The following is a 23,079-nucleotide window of genomic DNA, read 5'->3' on the forward strand; positions in this document are numbered from 1 at the left end:
AAGGAATTGCTAATTTGTCAAAATCCCCTTTTCACGCTATTGTGTAGATAAGCGCTATGCCATGGCAGGAAAGGGGATTTATGTTATACAAAAACGAAGAACCGTTAGTACAACGAACCTGTATTAAAACTGCAAGCTTACAATCGGAGATATTAGTTACTAGAAAATCAGTATCTGAAAAAGCACAATCTAAAAAAGGACAATCTAAAAAAGCACAATCTGAGGAGCTATTACCTGCGGAAAAAACTTCTAGCGAAGTACTTTCTAAGGAACTAAAGTACAAGGTTCCAGAGGAGTTGAAATTACAGACCCTCATTTGTGGGCATCAGGTATTAACATCCTTATCGGATAAAAGCCTTGTGTCGATTTGTCAAAATCCGAACATGCGAATTCAGACCGTTGGATATCAGCCGTGGTCTGTTGATGAGCTGCGCCATGATGCGGCACAAATAGAGCTCTGTCGCAGGTATCGACCACTCATCTTGCACTATACGAATCGGACTGGGAACCGCGAGTTTAGGGAAGATCTAGAGAGCTATCTATGGGCTATACTTTTAGAATCCATTTATAGCTTTGACCTGAAAGGGGCTGTACCGTTCCCTGGCTTTGTGAAAGCTGGTATTAGATATGGTTATATGCGGTATTGGAAACGAGAACGGTTACGTAATCATCGTGAGATTCACATTCCAGACCGCATCACCGAAGATGGAGAAGTCACGTTTGGTATGGATATCTTCTCGTCTGGAGAAAATATAGCGGACATGATTATGACTGCCGATGAAGAACAACGACTACGTGCTCGTCTTGTATGGGCTCTAGGCAGATTATCTCAAGATCAACAAGACCTATTGCGTCGTGTATACGGTGAATGTAAAAGTCTCGTATCCGTTAGTGAAGAGCTGAACTGTAGTCGCCAAGCTATCCAAAGACGTCATGAACGAGCCCTTCGGAAGCTGCGCAGATACCTAACGACGGACTTTAAGAAACTACGAGTACACTAGATACGAATACAATAGGGCTATACATTCACTAGAGATATACACGTATTAGAGTTATATACATATGAGATTCTTAGAACTCTGAATCGATTAGAATATGTAGTGTAAACATATGAATATTAGTCTATTAGAGTCTAGTTCGTATTAAATAATATGTGTTAATATAATTTAATTTCTTATTTATATTCTGATTTTCGTATAATTACGTTAATCTCTATTTACAGATATACATAAAATATGCAATTCTCAATTTAAATGAGAAAATAATGACACATATAAGTAATCATTAGTTTTACAAGATCTTAAAGTCTTTAATTTTACATAAATTTCTATAGTTTTGTGTATATATTTACAAATTATACAGACTGATATACAATTAAATCAACAGCAGATTAAAGCATGCGAATCTGCTTTCACAGAACACGTGTTCATTGTATTGTTGAAGGGAATGTTCCTAATTAGAGTGGAGAGAATTCCTATGATAACACATGATGAATTAACAGATATGATGGCCGCTCGGCTATCTAAGGGAGAGGATTTGGATTTGATCTATACGAATCCAAAGAACCATATTGTTTGTTTTATTCCTACTTATGAGCCTGGTGGTGGTGACAGTACGAAGTGCTATTTCGTAGATGGCCGTGAAGAACTGGTCTGTCTGCCGATGCGCACCATTACGCGAGAGTTGGCGCTACAGGAAGGGTTGAGGCCCAATTATATTATGACCAGCGACGGTCGGCGTAGTAGCTATACATCGCCTAAGACCTATGGTCCGCATCTAACCTTTGCCCATATCAAATGTCGGCGCCCTATTGGCAAAGACGTGGTGTACGGCCTCTTTAACGTGGCTATACCTTATGAATATATCGTTACGGAAGGTCCGGAACCTGATACGAGCTATATTCACGTGGGGAACTTCGCACCGATTCTGGTGTATCAATCCCCGCGTCACGTCAAACACAAACTGAACGAAGCCATGCTAGAACACTGCAACTACGTGCGCAAAATGCTAGCCCGCATCAAACTCAGCCAAAACCCACAAGTCGTGGCCGAACTATTTATCGCCTGGAGAGACTTAACGAGATAAGGATTAGTTAGGTGGTGAAAGTAGGGTTAAGAGGGGAGAGAAAAGGAGGAACTATAGGGAGAAAAATATAATACGGAAAATAAGGTGATCATAAATACACAAGACGTTTCAAACACTTGATTATATTCCAAGAAGAACCACCCCTGATTGGGGTGGTTTTATTTTGTTATTATTAATCTAAAAATCCATTATTATACTAAATAATAACTATCCATTAAAAATCTGTGCATATTTAATAATTATTAAAGGTATTTATAATGAATTAATTGAATTTTGACATCAAAAATCCGATAATATAATTAATAATGAAAAAAGTGTGAAGTTGTTGTAGTCGTTTGTGTAAGGGGTTTTATTGTGGGCTTTTTTAGATTTAGACGATCTATAAAGATTGCACCAGGAATTAAAATTAACCTTAATAAGAAAAGTACTAGCCTTACTATTGGTCGTAGAGGAATTCATACGACAATAAATGGATCCGGCGTTCGGAATACTATAGGGCTTCCAGGTAGTGGTCTTTCCTATACCTCATATCAAAAGTTTGATAATAATTCAGTTAATACAGGAATTCCTTATATACGTGTCTGTCCTAATTGTGGGCATAATATGAGAAAAGCTTGGATAAACTGTCCTAAATGTAGTTTTAATTTATTATCTTTATATAGTAAAACAGAAGCTAATATATCTGAAAACTCTAATGGAGAAGATGTAAAACAAAGCAATATGGATTTAAACACTGCAGAAAATCCTAGTAAAACTGAGACTGGATGTGGTTGTTTAATCATTATTTTTGTAGTTTTTGTTATTTATAGGCTTTTAAGTTGATTATATATTCATAGTTATAAAAAGTGAGGGTTATTATGAAAAAGTCTAAAAAAGCGTGGTTAACATTTGTCACTGTTAGTTCTTGGGTATTAGCGCAATTGGGGTTGCCTACTGCTGCACAAGCTTGGGCACCTTATTCCGATGATTTGCAAACTCTTGATCGTAATGGTGCAGTCAATCTTAATAAGTTTAAAGGAACTACGTTTAAGTCGAAAGATAGTTTACCCCAAAAACAAATATTTGATAGTATTGATGGTATTTTTTCTAATGATTTAGTGGAAATGGCACATTATAGTCATAGATCTCATTCTTCCCATAGATCTCATTATTCTCACTACTCTAGTTCTTATGGTCGTGGAGGATATTCTGGTGGATATTCGAGTGGTTCCTCAAGTTCTTCAGATGAAGACTATGTTGCACCTGCACAACCTACAGATGTTCTCCCAATTGCAGATATACAAAAACAACTTAATGATTTAGGGTATTCTGTTGGAATTGTAGATGGTCAAAAAGGGCCTAATACTGTTCAAGCTATTAAGAATTTCCAAATAGAATATGGGTTACCTGTATCTGGTATTGTGGATTGGCAAACAGAGGCATATTTAAATAGTACTAATATTAATATTGTTCGGGCTGGATTACAACGACATGGTTATAAGTTCTCATCTGGTAGTGGTCGTACACAAGATGTTGTTGCAGCTATATATGATTTCCAAGCTAGACATGGATTACCACAAAATGGTCGTATATATTTAAAAATGAAACAAGCCTTGGGTGTTTAGTATGGCAAATTATTTTATTAGAAAAGAAAATGATTTCATTTATTTTGTTGAATTGAAGAAAGAGTTTTATGAACCTAAAGCTGTTATGTATGCAGCGAATATGTTTACAGATCAGTGCCATATTAAAGTTGATGAAGTAGACTTTGATACTGTTGGTGTTTGGTTTAAGTTAAAATTAGAGGCTGATAAAGACAAGTTGGAAAAGTTAATAGGTGACTTTTGTAATGAAGCATTAAAAAAGCAGGTTCAAATTGACTTAGATGATAGATTCGGTAAACTTAGAGAGATTATTTATCATAAAGCTTTTGATAAAGCAGGAGGGATAGACTAGTGTCAGCACTTCCTGAATTACATTATTTGCCATTTGGATTTACAGAGTTATCAAATGGGATAATGGTCTTAGTTAATCAAGGTGGAGAACATTTATTTATAAATTGTGATGACTTCAATCATATATTAGATAACGATATTGATAGAGAATCAGACTTTTATTTTGCGTTAAAGGATAAACAGTTTTTAGCAGATGATCACGACCTTGAGATTCAACTTGATGTATTAGCTAACCAATTAAAAAGCAGAAAAGCATATTTAGATGATTTTACATCATTACATATGATTGTTGTAACAGCACGGTGTAATTTTAACTGTCGATACTGTCATGCTAGTAGTGCAAATGAAAAAGAGCACGATTTAGATTTAGACTGGTCTACTGCAAAGTATATTGTGAATAAGATTTTTGAATCTCCATCCCCAATTATTAAAATAGAGTTTCAAGGCGGTGAACCCCTATTAAATTGGTCTATAATTAAAGATATTGTAGAATATGCAGAGATAGTAAACCGGATTGCTAAGAGACGATTAGAATTTGTTATTTGTACTAATTTAACACTGGTTACTAAAGATATTTTAGAATATTGTAAAAGTCATAAGATTGCAATCTCGACATCTCTTGATGGAAATCAGGAGATACAAAACTATAATCGTAAGCCACGAGGTCCTATTGATGGGTATAAGGTGTTTGAAGAAAAATTAGCTCTGACTAGGTCTGTTCTAGGTCAAGATGGTGCATCACCATTGTTAACTGTTAGTAAGACTAATTTAAATAGTTTGCCTCTTGTTGTTGATGAATATATTAAACATGATTTTCATGGAATTTTTATTCGTGCTTTAAATCCTTATGGTAACGCTGTAGATAATGTAAATACATTAGGCTATTCAACAGAAGAGTTTCTCAAAGCTTATAAGAATGTTTTGAACTATATTATTCAAAAAAATATAGAAGGGTATCATTTTATTGAGTATTATGCAGCATTATTATTACAACGTATTTTGACACCTTTTAGTACTGGATTTGTCGATTTGCAATCTCCGTGTGGCAATATCATAAGTGGTGTTATTTACGATTATAATGGCTATGTTTATGCCTCGGACGAAGGGCGCATGTTAGCACGACGAGGAGACAAACGGTTCTGTTTAGGTCATGTGAAAGCTAATACTTGGAATGAGCTCTTTAAAGGTGATATTGCTAAAGAGGTTGTTAAAGCATCCTGTGTTGAATGTTTACCTGAATGCGCAACCTGTGCATATCAATTGTACTGTGGTGCAGATCCTGTACGATATTATGCGGAAAATGGGACTCTTGAAGGGCATCGGCCAAGTAGTAGTTTCTGTCAAAAAACTAAAGGTGCTTTAGACTATATTTTCTACTTACTAAGTTTAAACGATGATAGAATTAATAAAGTCTTTTGGTCGTGGATTAATTATTGAGGTTGATAATGTTAAGTACAAAAATTGAAGGCATTAATATCGAACAACCCTATATAGGTAAAGTGTATATAGAAAATGATTTGATTATTTGTAAGAATAGTCAGCTTACAGTAACACTTTCACCAAATGACTTTCTTAATTATGAATCAGGCGATATTGTCTCTATTATGCCAGATGGGATTGTTTCTGTTTTATATCGTACTAGTTGGCAAGATTTAACACTTTTTATTACAAATCAATGTAATAGTGCTTGTATTATGTGTCCTCAAGTCTGTGATAATTCTGGTCATTTTCTAGATATGAATTTACAAATACTTGAATTAAGACCCGAGAATGTAAAGCATATAGGTATTACTGGTGGAGAACCTACTGTTTTTCCTGATGTAGTTGTTGAGTTGCTAGAACAGGTCCATAATATTTATCCAGATACTCCAGTCTCTTTTTTAACTAATGGTCGTGCATTTAAAAATATGAAATTAGTTGAAAGAATTACGAGCATTGGTCATTTTAAATTACTTTTTTGTATTCCTTTGTATGCAGCAAATTATGATCAGCATGACTATATTGTTGGTAGTAATGGCGCATTTGTAGATACGATTAAAGGGATTTTTAATTTATATAGAATGCGGCAGTTAGTAGAGATTAGAACAGTTTTATTCAGTAAAACTATGGGTAATATTAAGCTACTAGCTGATTATATAGCTAGGAACTTACCATTTGTACGACATGTTGCTATTATGGGCATGGAATATAGTGGATATGCAGCGAAAAATAGCGAGGAATTTTGGATCGATCCTTTTGATTATAAAGATACACTTGATTCTGCGGTATTATCATTACATAGACGAGGTATGATGACATCAATTTATAACATACCTTTATGTTTGCTGACAGAACGTGTACGATTTTTAGCAAGAGATAGTATCTCTGCTTGGAAAAAGACATATCCTGTTAGTTGCAATACTTGTAGTGTAAAAGAACAATGCTGTGGTATTTTTGAAACATCTATCAATATAAGTGAGCATATTATGCCTTTGTAAAGATATAAGTATTGAAGTTTTGTTAAATTAGGTGAAGTTTATGAAAATTAAATCAATTTTTGTTTTAACTTAGTTATGCAAAATATTTAAGACATAAAAGTAAGGAACCTACTTAGTTAATGTAAGTAGGTTCCTTACTTTTATGTAGTTTTGAGTGTAGTATACAGTTTTATTTGTATGTATTATAGACTTTAAATTTTAAAAACGATATGAGTTCATTATAACTACACGTATAATAGCTTAAATATAAACCGTATGAGAATAAAATTATTGTTTTAATTAAGAGGAGATTTAGTAGTGGATTGGATTGTTGGACATCTCGAATCAATAATTGGTATGTTAGTTACAGGGATAGTTAGTATATTCGCCATGTATAAAGCTAATAACCAGAATTATCAGTTAGCTTTTTATCAAAAGGTAATCGACAAAAGATTAAAGGCCTATGAATTGGTTGAAGAACTATTAGAGAAGCTTGATATCTTTGATGCAACGACAGAACAAATGTACTATATCTCTAATCCTATATTAATAAGAGATTTAATACCTTACTTTTCTTCTGTAATGAAAATGAGAATATGGTTGAGTAAGGGAATATTTGATTATCTTAATTTATTAAATTCATTACTAGTCAGCTATTTATATTATATAAATGGAAATAAAAAGGATAAGCTGATAATATTTTTAGAGGATTTTAAGGAATTAATAAAGCCGTTAGATTCTAAATTTGAGAAGGCTTTTAGCAAGGCTGATAATGATGAGACTATACGACTTTTAGTTCAGCATCTTTTTTATTATCAATTCAACAATTACAATTGTCGTTGATAGAGGACTATAGTAATCTTCATAAAGCTCCTAAGTTTTTTAAGTGTCAAAGAAAAGCATATTTAAAGAATGATCATAGAGAATTAAAAATAAAACTGAACAATGAAGAAAACTATAAGAATTAGGTATTTAGAATGAACGTAAAGAATATCGAGAATACTGATTATGAGCTTTAGACCAATCTAATATATTTATTTACCGCTTAGAATTGATTCTAGGCGGTATTTTATTTTAGGTGAAAGAATAAATTAAGATATTTATTTTATAACTATTTACCGCTTGTTTTAGATGAAAAAAATATGAAAAAGTACTATAATTAATTTATTATACTCGTATTTTTATTAGTTGTGTGAGGAGTTATTCATGAAATATTGGGAGTTCCCGGGTGGATTTGGTCTTACACCTACCGGGTCTAATGGTGCAGGGATAGAAACATTCTTAGATAATATTCCTATGTCATTAACTCGTGAGGTTTTACAAAACTCTATTGATGCTCATCAAAAAGGTCTTGATGCGCCTGTTCGTGTTGAGTTTAAATTTGAAACGATTCAGGCAAAAGAAATTTTAGGTGAAAATGAATTAATAAATGATATTTTGCCTAAAGCTGAACGTTTTTGGAAAGAGAAGAATAATGCAGATACATTGCATTATTTAGAGACCTTTAAGTCGGTATTAACTAGTGAGACTATCGATATGCTAGTTATTAGTGACTATAATACAACAGGTTTAAATAATAAGAATTTCGCTTCCCTTATTGAAGGTGATGCGTATTCTGAAAAAAACGATGAAACATCTGCAGGGAGTAAAGGTATTGGTAAGGCAGCACCATTTGCTGCATCCAATTTGCGTACAGTCTTTTATAATAGTAAGTCTACTAATGATGGAAATAAATTTGCAGGCGTTATCAATTTTGTATCTTATCGTGATGATGAGAAAGTCTCTTTTGATGGATCTACGGCTAGTTATATTACACAATCACGAGGACGTTTGTCTAATGATATCGAGGTACCAGTGAGATTTACGCAGAATCGACAAGAGTATGGTACAGACTTGTTTGTAATGGGTTTAAAGAAGATAGAGAATTGGAAGGAAAAAATTATTTTAGCGGTCCTCAATAATTTTCTTGTAGCTCTTCAGAATAATAAACTTGAAGTTATTGTTGGTGATGAAAAAATTAATCAACTGACATTATCAGACTATTTGAAGTCTATTAAAGAGACCTTAAAAATTGGTGAATATAATCTTTCTACGGATGAAAGAAATACTTTCTACAATACGTACTCTTATTATTTAGCGCTTTCATCTGAGCATAAAAAAATCTTTACTATTCCTGAAGAATGGATAGAAGAGTATTCATTCATAGAAGATACTGATAATGCCAATTTATATTTAGTGTTAGATGAAGAACATCCTACAAGACGAGTTCTTCAAACTAGACGAAGTGGTATGACTATATTTGAAAGAAATCGTATTAATGGGTCCATTCCATTCTCAGGTGTTTTCTATGCTACAGGTCATAAATTAAACGTTTTCTTGAAAAAGTTAGAAAATGTTAATCATGATAATTGGAGTACAGATCGAGAAGATGATAGTAATCGAAAAAAATCGGAGCAATTCTTAAAGGCCTTATATCATTGGTATAAAGCAAAAGTTGAAGAATGTTTTGGTGGTGAAGATGGAGAAGCTATTAAAGCTTTTGGCTTAAATGATTTGCTGCCTATGATGGCACCTAAAGATGGGGATGCCGATAAGACTGAAGATAGTGGTATTACTTCACGAGTTAGTAATGTTGCAATTAAAGAGAAAGCCTCTAAGCCGAGTGTCACTGATGAGGATTCAGAGTCTAAAACATTAGACCGTATTATGACTGAAATTGAGTTAGGAGATGGTGATTCTACAGGTTCCGGTAGCGAACGTAAAGGTGAAGGTGGAGGAAATTCTTCTGATAACCAATATGGTCATGGTGAGGATGAGCCAGGCGAACAAGGTGAAGTGGATGGTGGAGATTCTAGTGTAAGTGTTAAATTTACTGAAGTAAATAATCCAGATTATTTAAAGATGAAGATTATTGATGTAGATTCTGACAATGGAATGTACCGATTAATTGGTATTACGACTAAACGTAAGAATCGCTTAGGTTTTTCCTTCCAATCTATTGGTGAGAATGGAGTTGCCTATAATAAGACTATAAAAGAAGTAAGCTCAAATAGTGGAAATCTAGTTAAATTACATGGTTCTAAAAAGTTTAGTGTAGAAGACTTAGAAATCAATAAACGATTTGTTATAGATTTTACTATCGAAGATCGTATGCGTGTGAAGATGAAAGGGGTTACATATGAACTTAAAGGCTGATTTATTTCCATATCCTGTTTTAACCCCTGAGTTAGATGATTATCTCGATAATAATAGTTTTGATGCTCAAATTAATGTGAACCCTGAAAGTTCAGGTGTTATTTCTGTTGCCGCTAGTTTTAAACTTGATAATCAAGGCTTAAAAAAATTGGTGGACTCTGGTAATGCTCGTTATGCACTTCATGTGGAAGGTGTAGCTAGTAGTTATCGTAAATTATGGATTAATAATGAGGATCAAACTTTCATAAGAAATACTATATTTGAAGAGGATATTCGTAAAAAGCTACAAATCAATGCTATGGTTATTGCTAATGCGGATATTGATAACTATTCAAATATTAACTTCAATGATCTATATTATGATGAAGACTATGCGGTTACAAATTTAAAAAAAGGTGATATTTTAGCTTTTTTACCTACTAAAGAAGTTGTAATAGATCTTGAGTCTGGTCGTAGTGGAACTGAGTCTATATTCACTGTAGCACCTCATAACGAGCCATATATGAATGTAGAGCTGAGCGGAGATACTATTGTTTTAAATCTTCCTACAGAGGTATTTTCTATATATAAACATTGTGGAAATAGCATTCAATCTAAAGAATATTTTATTTCACTCTTCTTTATTCCTGCATTAACCTTTGTGTTATCAGAAATTAAGAATAAGAATGTATCAGAAGATTTGGATTGGTATCAATCTATAGATGCCCTATTAACGCAAGAAAGAATTAATCTAAATAATGAAAGTACATTAGCTATAGCTCAGCGGTTGTTGAATTGTCCGTTGATCAAAAGTGTGCATGATAAGTTTGCTGGAGACGAAGTAAATGACTAGATATATTAAATATGTAACGGATGAATTTCTAAAAGAGTTTAAAAATGAATTCCTTGTAAAGTATGCGCACCTTTATAAAAGTAATGATATAGATAAATTAAAAGCTATTTTTTCTGATCCTAATCATGTTATAGAGACAAGTATCGAGTACGAGTATGAACCATTGGAGGTTGAACCTAAGGAATATGATGCGGACATTGTAAGACGTAATATTAGACGTGTATGGGAAAGCCTTAAGGTATTAACTCCAGTTCAAGCTGAAATGGAGAAAATTTGGGTTGCATTAGCCCATACAGATTATCTCGATTATCAGATTGGAATTTTTAATAGCCAAATTGTTAATCCTGATAAGAAAAAGCGTGAAGAATCTAGTTTGAAGTCACGTACTATTTTTGTTAATGGTGCAAAACGATCTTTAGCTATACATAATCTTGCGATTTTATGGTGGTTGGCATATTACTTTAGAGATGATCAAAATATAGAGGCTCCATATCATTTAATAGACTTTTTTGTGTCTACTCCATATCGTGGTAATGCGGTAGCTCTTTTATCTAGTAATATTATTTCTAATAAAGAAATTGCATTAGGTATTTTGGAAGCCGTAAAAGTTCTTGTAGAAGAAAAGGGTATGGTGGTAAACCGGTACTCTTATTCTGAAGCCGGTAAAATCTTAAACGAGGTCGGTGGTGTTAGAATTTTAGACACTCTCACCCGTGAAGAAGTTAAAGCCATTCTAATTAAAAACCTTCCTAATTCACAAAAGATTACATTTAATATCAATATTAAATCTAGTAATAATTTATTAGTAGCAAATAACTCTATATTCTAATTTAATAAAGATATAGGTGGAGTAAAAAATTTTTACCGTTGATGAGATTTAGCGCTAACTTGTTTATATTAAGGACAGAGATAAAAATTTGCTAAGGGTTTTAGTATTAATATTTGATTGGAGGAGTATATATGTCAACATCTATTCAGGTTAATAAACAAAGTGTAACTGAGCTCTTTGAGAGCGCTAAAAAAAAGCCATTTCTTATTCCAGAATATCAAAGACCATATGCATGGGAAGAGGAACAGGTAGATACTTTGTTTGAAGATATTTGGGACTATTCTTTAAATTATAATAACAATATGAATGATAATTATTTTTTAGGAAGTGTAGTTTCATTTGATAATGAATCTGGTAATCAAGAAATCATAGATGGGCAACAACGTATCACTACATTATTTCTTTTATTGAGAGCTATCTTACATAAGTTAGAATCTATGTCTTCTGGAAAAGAAGTTACATTTTTAACGAGTCGTGTAAGCTCTTTAATTTGGACAACAGACCCTTTAACTGGTGAAGCAGATACTAAGAGTGTATTATTAAAATCAAATGTAATTAATAATTTAGGAAATCAGATACTTCAAGATATACTAATAACAGGAATCACTATTGATGGCAATAAGGATAATTATAGCAAGAATTATAATTATTTTTTACAAAAAATAGAAGGTAAGTCTACGCAAGAGCCTTTCAAAATTTTCAACTTTATAGTGGCATTATTAGATGGATGTATATTATTGCCAATAAAAGCAAACTCTCAAGATACAGCATTAACGATATTTTCTACACTGAATGACCGAGGTTTAGCTCTTTCTGATGTAGATATTTTTAAGGCGCAAATGTATAATAATTTACCTAGTCAAGCGAGAAGTCATTTTATCACTAATTGGCAAAATTTAATTGAGTTAGCTGATCAAGGGGGAGAAAATATTCAAAATCTATTCTATTATTATATGTTTTACTTAAGAGCTAAAGATGATGATAAAAAGACAACTACACCTGGTTTAAGGAAGTATTTAGGACAGAATAAGTTTAAGGCTATTAAGTCGCCAGTTATTATGGATGAACTTAAATTGATCGGTGAGTTTTGGTCTGCCTTAAAGGGGCCTAATCAATCTATTGTATGGGCTAATAATAAAGAGATAAAAAAATTTATAGATGTATTACGTTCATATCCTAATGATTTTTGGAAATATCCAGTTGTAATTTTCTATTTGAAATATCATAAGGATATAGATTTTGTTAATAAATTCAAAGTATTTTTGAAAAAACTATCGGTAGATGCAATAATGCCTTATATACTAACACCAACAGCTAATGCGATTAAGCCAGCTATATTGAAGTTAAATTCAAGTATTATTCATGACGCAAAACCTAAGTTTGAATTTAAAGTTAATATGTCTGATGTAAAAGCCCGTTATAAGGACTTACCTAACAATGCAGTTTCATTAATTTTAAAGTTATTAGTTTATCGTAAGCAAGATGAACTTTTGCCAGAAAAATGGCATATCGAGCATATTTTTCCTAAGAAGTATGACTCTCAATATTTTAATAGTAGTATAGAGAGCTATATAGAAATGATAGGCAATAAAATCCCTCTTGAATCTAAACTCAATATTCGTGCAAGTAATAATTTCTTTATAGAAAAGCGAAAAGAGTATGCGAAATCTAAGATTAAAGTTGTTAATGAGCTAGGGAATAGTCATAGCTCGTGGGCTCAAGCTGAAATAGAGTCTAGAACGGATCGGATAGCAAACACTATTAGTGATCTTCAGAAGGATTTTACTTTAGAATATGAGCAAACAGTATTTTAATTAAATATTGATTCTACATGGAATTATAGTAAAACAAAATAAAAATATAGTTAACGTTATTGATAAGTTCGTGTAGAGTCATTCCACGAAAATATATACCTTTTAAACTTAAGGTTATGGTATTGATTAAATTTCTAATTCACAGAAATTCTTAGAGAACCTTCCTCGAGTCGTTAGAGTACAATAAAGTTACAGGTGAACTTGTTGTACCTGGATTATTTTAAAGTAAAGTTGTTTTAAAATTTACTTATGCTTTTTCTATAAAGTTTTATACCGCTTAGCTTAAAGGCTAAGCGGTATTTTTATATTAAAATTAAAATTTCGGATTTTACATGCGTAACATTTGCCCCATCTCTCTTGTTATAGTATAGGTGTAGAGTTATCGTTTATCCTAGTTTGTTGTTGAGTGAGGTGGCATATATGGACGTCTTAGTTAGACCTCAGCTTAATAGTGTTGTTCAGTCATATATAGGTAAGCAACTCATGATAGTTGTGCCTAGCCAGTGCGTAAAGCAAGGGGCTGATACGGAGGAGCGAACCAATCATTTAGCTATTAATAGTCAAAAGATATGTCGATTAGGTGCTAACAATCAAGCGGTGTTGGGATTGCCTTATTCCTACACAACAGGCCGTGATTGGAATCGTCATCGTATTCGTGGGCTAGTCGGTGATGAAGCTTTGGGAATGGAGCTCATTTGTTGGAGTCCTGATAGATTAGAGGACTTGCAAGAGGTGGCAGCGTGGTATGTGCAAAAACATGATGTTAAACAGGTCTTGTTTATTTCCTTAAAGGGGAAAGCTAAAATTTGGAATTATGAGAATAATCGGATTACTGGTCATATTAGATTAGGTTTATTCCAAGCTGAGCATATAGAAACGTACGGACAGACATTAGTGGACGATTCACATAGTACAGATCAGGTATATGTGTGTCAGTCCATAGAGGATGAGTATCGTCAAGTTCGTGCACCTAATTGTGGCCGTAGCAATCTAGAGGACTTCGGTCAGCTTTCTAATCATTTAGGAGCAGATCATATTCTCTTCGTTCCAGCTATTAATCATCAGGTAGAGAGCCGTACAATGCAGCAGTATCTTGCTTTTCTTGATGTGCCTTATGATAAGGTTAATCATTTCTTTTCCTCGAATGATAGTGCATTATATTACGTTCTTTACGTTCGTCATTGTAAGTTAAAGCTAGTACTCGATGTATTACAGTTGTTGGTTGATGATAGGGATAGAAAACCACTACTATACGTAACACCAGAAGGTAACCTCTATAAATTACGACGTGATATGAGCATATTACAAAGCTGTGGAGCATTCTCTAGAGCGTCTTATGAAGCAATATTTACCGAGTCATATAAAACAATCCTAGAAATACAATTAGATACGGATTTTCAATATCATCGACCTAATATGTTCACTAGAATGGGCGGGGCGATGGTGCTGGGGCAGTTAAGTGATTAATTATTCTTTCATTACAAGTACAATTGCTATCTAGATTATTCACTAATTTATGTTAAATAGGCATTGATGAACTAGATAGCTATTAGATTAGTCAGTAATAGGCTTGGATTACAATTTAACCTATTTTGAATAATTGATAATTTAATACACGAATAAATAAGGGCTTTACCCCAATGGATGGGGTAAAGCCCTTATTATATGCCTATATTATTATGGTTCCTATATTACTAGCAAGTTTTAATGTTACAATAGCTATAGATTACGTATCGTTCTTAGTGTATACATAGTTTTATAGTAAAAGGATGTTGTATGTATAATGTAACAATTACGACGACAGGCATATTCGATGAAATTCGACCATCATTGTTCCCTCTTGTAGAGGGCAAGGAAGGGATTACGTTCATAAATGCTTTGGAGTATAGTACGGATGATATTTTGCCTTTTGAAGAGGGCGATGATATTACAGATAATGGTCTTGAGATTGAGTTAGAGCATGAACGAATTCGCTCCTTTGTGGCGGCTCTTTGTGCAGAACATGGTAAACCGTATAACGAATTACGAGATGAGTTCGTAAAGGCTTTGCCTGAGTTTATGCTGGATGGTACCTATAAAGGTGAAGAGCTACTTTCAACCAAGAGAAGAGGGAGTTACAATGTCCATGTCTTGTACAAGAGCGAGCGTGGACGGGATTTACTATTCCAACGCAATTATGGTGATATAAATGGGCTTCTTTACTTATCTGACCATATGGTGGGATATTTAATAGAGTCTTTATATGGTAGGAGCGGCATTTTTGGAATGGCAGCAGGAGCACAGCGTATTACCACTCCTTTGCGATGTTATACCATTCATCAAGCAATAAATCGCGTTGATAGATATTATTTACCTGAGTCGATTGCAGTTCAAGCCTTAGATAATACATATTCTATGGATGAATCGAATCGGTCTGAGTTCCTGCTGATTGCTGATGCACTAGGAGCTTATATGGTGCAGGCTATGCATGGTCAGACAGAATCTGAACAGCTAGATACATTGTCCAAGGATCCATTTTTCCGCAAAGTTTGTGAACCTGTTCATCGATTTTATAGGAATTTGACCAATGATGCCATCATTTCTGTATATGATGAAAGCAATGACTGGACTGATAGCTTGTTACATGATTATATATATAATCTATATGATAGATTCAGTGAGGGGATAGACTACTGGGAAGAAGGAAATGAAGGTGTACTTGGTTACGTAAGGCATCGTATACTGAGTCCTTTGGCGGATGATCTTATTAGAGAACTATCTCAAGAAAAGCTACGCGTCGATTTATATCCTGGTTTTGATAAAGCTAGAGCGTATTTTGATTTCTTGGTGCCTTATACTAGCCATGCAAAGAAAATGCTTATACACATAGGCGTTAAAGAAGATGATGATTATCCTGATAATATAACTAATGCTGAGAATATCGGTGTAGATCTATTGTCTCATAAAGGTGCTCAGTTAACGGTATTGGAACGTATATATTGCCTTCTAGATGGTTGTTATGAGGCTGTTCGACGATACCAGAATTATGAAGTACTAGTTTCTATCGTCGATGCTTTGGATGCAGCTATCGGTGAGGTAGATATCGAATCTCCTGACTCTTGGCAGGCTGAATATGTGCAGAGAGTATCTCGCCTATCTAAATGGTATCGCATGTTAGGTCATGCTTTCATCGGCAATGATACCTATCAGAATCTATTGGAAGAACTCATTGCCGCGCAGAAACAAACGCCATTGGTTCATGAGCCGTATTTCAATAACTATATTTGTGATGTAAGCTGTCAGGACAATGTCTTTAATCTTGAATGCTTGCAGTACTTATTATTGCATCATGATATTGAAATAGGTGATTGTGAAAGCTTTGAACAGCGTATTCAGTCTATTGATCATCCGTATTTCAAGATGCCTTTTAAGGCATATGGGCAAATACACAACTTGCTAGATATAGAAACTAAACTCAATAGTAATGATATTGTATATTTCTTAGTTCTTTTGAAATCAATTCATCGTTTCTACCTAGATCAATTAGACCGAAATCTATGGAATGAATTGCTCCGATTATGGTCTATGTATGGTAAACGAAATTTCCAAGACTATTACGCAGAATGCTTATGTGCTAAGTATATGGCTGTGCTTGCTATGTACATGGGAGATAGAGAGGTGGCAGAACGAATCAAGCAAGATTTACACACCAGCTTTGAGAGGGCAAGACATTGGCGTGAGCCTGTACCAAGTGATTATAGTTGGTCCACTTTTGCTTTCTATACGATGGCTCAAATCGACGAAGCCCTTGGTCATCTAGATTCAGCGCAAGAGTACTATGATAAAGCCTATATTACACATGCCTATACACAAGATTGTTGGGCTTACTATGAAAGTAAATGTAACAGCCTCTGGAACGGAACTCAGTCATCAATAACTGAAACAAAACTTACAGCAGCTAGTAGTCAACCTGTCGTAGTCGTGACGAAGCCTAATTTTGAGTCTATTATACAAGAAAATAAAGGGACATTCTCCACCATTGGTGAATATAAAGAATTTTTCCATACACATATGATTTGTCTATATATGTAAGTATATGTAAGGTAATAAAAAGACGCTCTTTTAGGGGAGCGTCTTTTTATTATTAAAATGAATAAATAATGAAAGTTTATCAAAGTTAATCATTGAAATAAAAATAAGCTAAGCTTATAATTGTAGTATATTGTGAAATACTAGGTTAGTATTGTTTTTTGTATATTTATAGGTAGTTAGACCATACTATAAGGGATTGTATGGCTAATGTTTTACTATGAATTCAGGGGAGTAATTATGAATAAGAAGTTGTTAGTGTTAGCTGGGATTATGTCTGTATTGTGTGCAAATGGTTTAACGGTCCATGCGGATTCTACTGTTTCCACGAATAGTGAAAATTTGTTAGTTAATAGGAGTACGAATGCAGATGGTTCTACGAATTATGAAATTTCGATGACGAATTATCCTACATACCAAGGGACGTTTATAGGTTCTGGTGGTGATATTAACCATGGTATTCGCATCGAATCTGATGGTATATCTATTAGTGATACGGTAGAAGAGAATGCTGGCCATCCTGATGATCGTCATTCGCGCATTGGTGCGGGTTACTTTGATATGTATAACGGCACTCATGAGCTCGTTTGGTTAGAGGATTATGGTTTGGCCATCCTCGATCGAAAAGAAAATAAATACATGGCTCAGATGGAGCCTAAAACTTTTACCATGAGCAATGTACAAAGTGGTGATAAGTCTGAGCTCAGTACAGATGGCACGAAGATTGTGCACTATGATAATGAGAACAGCACTGAATACAATACGAATTATGGTTATAACGGGGTGACCATCACGACTACCGATGGGGACCATGATAATGAGAAAACGGTGTCTCTTACTAACAAAGGCCTAGATAATGGGAATAATAAAATCGTAAATGTGTCTAAGGGTGAGGTTTCCAAGACGTCTACTGACGCTATCAACGGTAGTCAGTTGCACGAGGTGAAAACGCAGGTCGATAACAATACGAATCGCATTTCCACGCTTGAAAATAACACGGTTAACATTGGTGACAAGGTGCTTAATAACGCCAAGTCCTATACGGATCGTCAGGTGTCCAAGGTGGGCGCTGCCTCTGCTGCCTTGGCGGGGCTTCATTATCTGGACTACAATCCAAACGATAAATGGTCCTTTGCCACTAGCTTGGGCCACTATAAACACTCCACGGCTGGCGCTATCGGTGCGTCCTATCAGCCAAACGAAAATTCCATGGTTCACGCTGGCGTTACCCTTGGTGGTGAAAGCATGTTTAACATCGGTGCTTCTTTCAAAGTGGGGGAACAAGATCCGACACTTAAAACAAGCCGCTTTGAAATGGCTAAACAGATTAAAGACCTACAAGCCGACAATGCATCACTGCGCGCAGACAACGACGAACTACGCGCTGAAGTAAACGAAATTAAAGCAGCGTTACAAAAATTACAGTAATTGTAGTATTTATAATAGTCACATAAGTTATATAATAGCTAAGCTTTACGCTTGGACCATACATAGGCACGTTCTCGAGGATATAGTATACTTATACTAATGAGAGAACGTGCCTATTATTGTTTGAGAGGTGTTGTATGAAACTAAAAAGTACTTTGTTGAGTTTGGCTGTGGTAGTAGCTTTCACTATGCCTATTGATGCGGCGCGATATACTGTGCCTGAAGGACAGCCGCCTGTACCAGGGGCCGACGCTAGTATTCCGGATACTGCATATCAGAACTATCGTTATGGTGAAGCTCTGAATGCTAATGCGAGTGCAATTATTTTAGCGCGCAAGCACATATATGAAATGTTAGATAAGCAGGTTCAAGAGAATAAAAGGAATGTAGAAGACGCAGAACGTTGGAAAAAAGCACATGATAAATCTATGGATATATCTTCTCATGAATCTACGGTTATCTTGCTGCACGAAGGTGAGCATCGGGCTAAAATGACAGTGCCTATTGGTGTTACTGGAAGTTTTTATAAGGAATCTCATAAGAAGGATGGGATAGCTTCTTTTGCCGGTGAAAACAGTGCTATTACTGGGCTTGTTAGTTCTAGTGAAAGCTTTGTAGATGATGCAGCTTATAAATCGGCTAAACAAAAGGGTGCGTTTAATTATCCTGGTATTACGAAAGGGTATTGGAGTATAACAGATAAATATTATGGTGAGAATACGCCTTTAATGTTGGCTGCTGTTACGTTTGATAAACAACCAAACCACAATTATGTGGCAGCGCTTGGCCATATAAATCACCCAATTACTACTAAGGTAGAGAGTACAATGGCTAATTTTGTAATACCATCACTACAGCCAATAGATGATGTAGATCGTACAAGTGATGCTGTTACATGGGGGAATGTAACCTATCGTTTGCCTAAGGGTATGCAGTTACAATCAGAAATGAAAGAGGGGCCACATGCAGAAGGTCGTGTATATGAGGGACCAGAAATGAGGTTGGTTGTAACAAGAGGTCCTATACAGAGAAAAGATCATCCAATGGTTGCATATCCTAAACGTGTTTTTAACGATATTCTTTATAGATCCTCTAAATTATTGTTACAAAATGTACCAATCCAATCTGCGATGGTGTTGAATAATGGTATTCCTACATATATCATGGATCAATACAACCCTGGTAAGCTATCACGTATACTCCATTTGATACAAGATGATGAATACTCATATGTTATGGTATTGTCGTATAAAGATGGTAAAACTAAATACAATCATCTAAAGTTACGCAATATGATGGAATATTTAGACTTTAAAAATGCTAACGACCTAAGAAGTAAGATAGAAAAGAAGACAAAGAAATAAGCAAAAGACCGTACCAAAAGGTACGGTCTTTATAGGATTGCCTTTGGGGCATTAATAGCGCTTATTTGTCTCACAAAAGACAAATAGCCCTTCATTTCCACTAATCCGGAGATTAGTATAAAACGAAAAGGCCATTTCTCAAAATCTTATGTTTTCCGAGATGAGCCTGACGTAGCTACTCGTCTGGCTATCTATTTATATTATAGTAAGGTTATGATATATCGTCAAATTATGATGAATACCTGTATAGCACACAATTTGATGATGCCGTTGTAAAATAAGAGACTTATAGCGCTTATTTGTCTAGAAATAGCAAAATAGCCCTTCGTTTCTTCGGAAATTAGATAAAACGAAAAGGCCATTTCTACATGTTTATATGTTATTAGAGATGAGCCTGACGCAACTACTCGTCTGACTATCTACTTATATTATAGGGATAAAGATATATATCGTCAAATGGAGATAAACCTTATAAATATCAATTAGAAGTAACTCATATATACTAAATTATAAAATTATTAATAATAGGCACGACCTTATTTGCATAGTATACTTATGCTAATAAGGTTGTGCTTATTTTGTTGTAATGTGAGAGAAGAAAAAGAGAGGGTTTTATGTTACGTAAAAGTGTAATTATGATGGCACTAGCTACTGCTTTCACCATAAATGTAAGTGCAGTACAGATCGAAGTGCCAGCCGGACAGCCGCCTATGCCTGGAGCAGATGCGAGCATTCCTGCCAATGCGTATGAGAATTATCGTCATATTAATGAGGTAGCGGAGAAAAAAGCAGAGTCATTTAGTCAATTTATAAAATCAAAGCCTACAAATCCTCCATCTTCCTTCGATAAGCTAAATTCGGAACATCCTGGTTTTGCTAAGGTTTTGGAGCTTGCAGATTATTCGCAGTCTACAGTTGTATTGATTCATGAAGGGGATAAGAATATTAGATTATCCGTTCCAAATGTTAGCTTCCGTGGTGATGTTGTAGAAGCAGAGGCTGGGAAAGGGCCGTTATTTGCCGTTCAAAGTCTCAGTACATTTTTAGTAGTAGGACCACCTCATGGGAAAGAGCTTAGTAAATATGCTGAAGGTGAAGGAAAATATAATTATCCAGGGTTGAGGAATGCATCTTGGAAGTTTATGTCAAACAATTCTCGCATAATGTATACGGAATTTACTCTGAATGATACAAAGACAACGTATGGAATTACCTATGGTGGCTGGGTTAATACAGAAGATCCATATCAAAACAAAGCACCTGAGGTGGTGATGAGTAATTATATTATTCCATCCATAGAGTCTTTATCTAGCTTGGATAATTATAGCCAAATTGAGCATTGGGGCAATTATAGCTATCGTATTCCTAAAACGGCTAAATTAATCAGTGAAACCGTTGAGGATGGAGCATATGATGTGAGACTATATGAAGATACAGGAGCTAAAATACGGATAATACGTAGCTCAATCAAGGACAAAAAGAAAGATGTAACGATTATTAAGATTCCAATACTATATTTTTTATATAAATATGGTGACTTAGAAACACCTGCACAATACGCAGTAGTATGGAATAATGGGATTGCAGGTTCTTTGATTGATTCCTATAAGCCTAATCGTGAATCCTATCTCCGTCATGTTGTGAGAGATTCTGTTTACGTTTACAGCTATCGTATTAATTATGATGAAAGTAAAACGTCTTATACACATAAACAGCTAAGAGATATGATCGAATACGTAGGCTTTGATGATGCGGCAAAGTTACGAAAAGAGTCACAATGGCGGGAAGAAGAGGCATATAAGGAGAGGCTTGAAAATAGCTCAATCTTTATTCCATGGTATATGGAATGGGTTAAGCTGTTAAGTAAATAAGCTGTATTTGACTATTTAGTTTGAGAGAGGTTTTATGGTTCAACGTATTTTAATGCTAGCCCTTGTGTTGCTAGCTTTCACCATGCCTACAGAGGCAATTACCTATCAAGAGTTGAAGACGTCACCACAGTTCAAGTTGGTTCATACTCGATCGATGAATGGTTCTATGGAGAGTGGTCGCTTGTATATCTATTTGAACACGTATTCCATTGAGGCTCTTCGCTATGCACCGCCACAGTATTCTTTGCGCGGGACCTACTATGTTGTGATGGATACGTCTTATCAATCTACTATCGATGAGAGACAGCTCACCGTGGATTATGATACTAACTATTCGTTAGCAACCCTTATTCATTCGTCTCGTATAATGAATCCGAGCCCATCTATGATGGCTTTGATTGAGGCTAGTGAAAGTAAGTCTGGTTTAGCTATGACAGAGGTAGATGTGGCGAAGTATACCTTTGATGGGGCGACGAAGCCAATGCATTATGTGAATGATACGCGTAAGTTCCCACTTAATCGTAATAACACTATTATGTATGATATAGCGGATGCTATGTTTATGTCCGTGTATCAACAGCATTTTGATGATATTGTGGTACAGTGAGGTGGACGATGAAACGCATGTATTTACTTTCACTATGGTTATTAGCCTGCCTCGTATTGCCCATGAAAGGGCAAGCCGTATCACAAGCTGAGTTATTAAATCCGGGTCGATATCTACATGTCAACTCTAGCGTTGACTCTGGTCGTGGTGACGGCAAATACTTGGATCTCAGTTCTATTAAAGCTATAGATGCACCCGATGGTCATCGACGTGTAGAAGCGACTATTTATGTGTTAATGCCTGCATCAAATCTTATTCAAGGTATTAACCTGCAATATGATTATGATTTAGAGCGATCTTTGCGTCGTTTGGTTACTGTTCATGAAAAAGGCTTACAACAAGGGGCTAACACGCCGTATATTTCTATTTGGCGTGCAAAACAGGAAAACTCTGGTATTATAGGGACCGTTAACGGTGGTATGGCTTTTAATAATGAAGGTAGAACACGGCGACAACGACTTCAAAAAGAACACTTAGAAGCAATGATATTACCGCCTGAATTTGGCATGGAACGATATACAATAGCAAATATAATCTATCAAAAGGCCTATGGAGTGGCCTATGATGATGAGCGGTGATAGGTTATGAAGAGTACT

General features: G+C 35.0%; 19 protein-coding genes. All 19 read left to right on the forward strand.

What is annotated here, in order from left to right:
* Nucleotides 1-80: 80 nt before the first annotated feature.
* Nucleotides 81-1,001, forward strand: a complete 921-nt coding sequence (locus ACWTVK_RS04310) for a sigma-70 family RNA polymerase sigma factor (protein ID WP_456046047.1) — start codon at nt 81-83, stop codon at nt 999-1,001.
* A gap of 475 nt (nt 1,002-1,476) precedes the next feature.
* On the forward strand, nt 1,477-2,085 hold the full coding sequence (locus ACWTVK_RS04315) for a hypothetical protein (RefSeq protein WP_227283516.1): 609 nt from the start codon (nt 1,477-1,479) through the stop codon (nt 2,083-2,085).
* Nucleotides 2,086-2,439: 354 nt separating this feature from the next.
* Complete coding sequence (locus ACWTVK_RS04320; RefSeq protein WP_308522665.1) at nt 2,440-2,907, forward strand: DUF4236 domain-containing protein; 468 nt, start codon at nt 2,440-2,442, stop codon at nt 2,905-2,907.
* A 35-nt stretch (nt 2,908-2,942) separates the two neighbouring features.
* Nucleotides 2,943-3,689 (forward strand): peptidoglycan-binding domain-containing protein, encoded by a 747-nt coding sequence (locus ACWTVK_RS04325; RefSeq protein WP_456046048.1) that lies wholly within the window; start codon nt 2,943-2,945, stop codon nt 3,687-3,689.
* Between the two features lies 1 nt (nt 3,690).
* Nucleotides 3,691-4,020, forward strand: a complete 330-nt coding sequence (locus tag ACWTVK_RS04330) for a His-Xaa-Ser system protein HsxD (RefSeq protein ID WP_308522667.1) — start codon at nt 3,691-3,693, stop codon at nt 4,018-4,020.
* A complete protein-coding gene (hxsB, locus tag ACWTVK_RS04335; protein WP_456046049.1) occupies nt 4,020-5,456 on the forward strand; it encodes a His-Xaa-Ser system radical SAM maturase HxsB in 1,437 nt (478 codons plus the stop codon). The genes ACWTVK_RS04330 and hxsB overlap by 1 nt, the downstream gene beginning before the upstream one ends.
* An 8-nt stretch (nt 5,457-5,464) precedes the next feature.
* Nucleotides 5,465-6,496 carry a His-Xaa-Ser system radical SAM maturase HxsC gene (hxsC, locus tag ACWTVK_RS04340; RefSeq protein WP_308522669.1) on the forward strand — a complete coding sequence of 344 codons (1,032 nt, stop codon included), beginning with the start codon at nt 5,465-5,467 and terminating at the stop codon, nt 6,494-6,496.
* Nucleotides 6,497-6,793: 297 nt separating this feature from the next.
* Complete coding sequence (locus ACWTVK_RS04345) at nt 6,794-7,318, forward strand: hypothetical protein (RefSeq protein ID WP_456046050.1); 525 nt, start codon at nt 6,794-6,796, stop codon at nt 7,316-7,318.
* A gap of 363 nt (nt 7,319-7,681) precedes the next feature.
* A complete protein-coding gene (locus ACWTVK_RS04350; protein WP_308522671.1) occupies nt 7,682-9,670 on the forward strand; it encodes a hypothetical protein in 1,989 nt (662 codons plus the stop codon).
* Entirely contained in the window at nt 9,654-10,502 is an 849-nt protein-coding gene (locus ACWTVK_RS04355; protein WP_308522672.1) for a hypothetical protein, read from the forward strand. Before ACWTVK_RS04350 ends, ACWTVK_RS04355 begins: the two co-directional genes overlap by 17 nt.
* Entirely contained in the window at nt 10,495-11,331 is an 837-nt protein-coding gene (locus ACWTVK_RS04360) for a DUF6339 family protein (protein ID WP_308522673.1), read from the forward strand. Before ACWTVK_RS04355 ends, ACWTVK_RS04360 begins: the two co-directional genes overlap by 8 nt.
* A 131-nt stretch (nt 11,332-11,462) precedes the next feature.
* Nucleotides 11,463-13,145, forward strand: coding sequence for a DUF262 domain-containing protein (locus tag ACWTVK_RS04365; protein WP_456046051.1), 1,683 nt, complete (start codon nt 11,463-11,465; stop codon nt 13,143-13,145).
* 420 nt (nt 13,146-13,565) lie between these two features.
* Entirely contained in the window at nt 13,566-14,612 is a 1,047-nt protein-coding gene (locus ACWTVK_RS04370) for a hypothetical protein (RefSeq protein ID WP_456046052.1), read from the forward strand.
* A 309-nt stretch (nt 14,613-14,921) separates the two neighbouring features.
* Entirely contained in the window at nt 14,922-17,216 is a 2,295-nt protein-coding gene (locus ACWTVK_RS04375; protein WP_456046053.1) for a hypothetical protein, read from the forward strand.
* Nucleotides 17,217-17,453: 237 nt separating this feature from the next.
* Nucleotides 17,454-18,641 (forward strand): YadA-like family protein, encoded by a 1,188-nt coding sequence (locus tag ACWTVK_RS04380; protein WP_456046054.1) that lies wholly within the window; start codon nt 17,454-17,456, stop codon nt 18,639-18,641.
* 137 nt (nt 18,642-18,778) lie between these two features.
* Nucleotides 18,779-20,005 carry a hypothetical protein gene (locus tag ACWTVK_RS04385; protein ID WP_456046055.1) on the forward strand — a complete coding sequence of 409 codons (1,227 nt, stop codon included), beginning with the start codon at nt 18,779-18,781 and terminating at the stop codon, nt 20,003-20,005.
* A 614-nt stretch (nt 20,006-20,619) separates the two neighbouring features.
* Nucleotides 20,620-21,876 (forward strand): hypothetical protein, encoded by a 1,257-nt coding sequence (locus tag ACWTVK_RS04390; RefSeq protein ID WP_456046056.1) that lies wholly within the window; start codon nt 20,620-20,622, stop codon nt 21,874-21,876.
* A 34-nt stretch (nt 21,877-21,910) separates the two neighbouring features.
* Nucleotides 21,911-22,483, forward strand: coding sequence for a hypothetical protein (locus ACWTVK_RS04395; protein WP_456046057.1), 573 nt, complete (start codon nt 21,911-21,913; stop codon nt 22,481-22,483).
* Between the two features lie 8 nt (nt 22,484-22,491).
* The gene (locus ACWTVK_RS04400; RefSeq protein ID WP_456046058.1) at nt 22,492-23,061 is read left to right on the forward strand and encodes a hypothetical protein; all 570 of its coding nucleotides are present in this window, start codon (nt 22,492-22,494) and stop codon (nt 23,059-23,061) included.
* The last annotated feature ends 18 nt before the right edge of the window (nt 23,062-23,079 follow it).

This window comes from Veillonella sp. Ser01 (genome assembly GCF_053850375.1).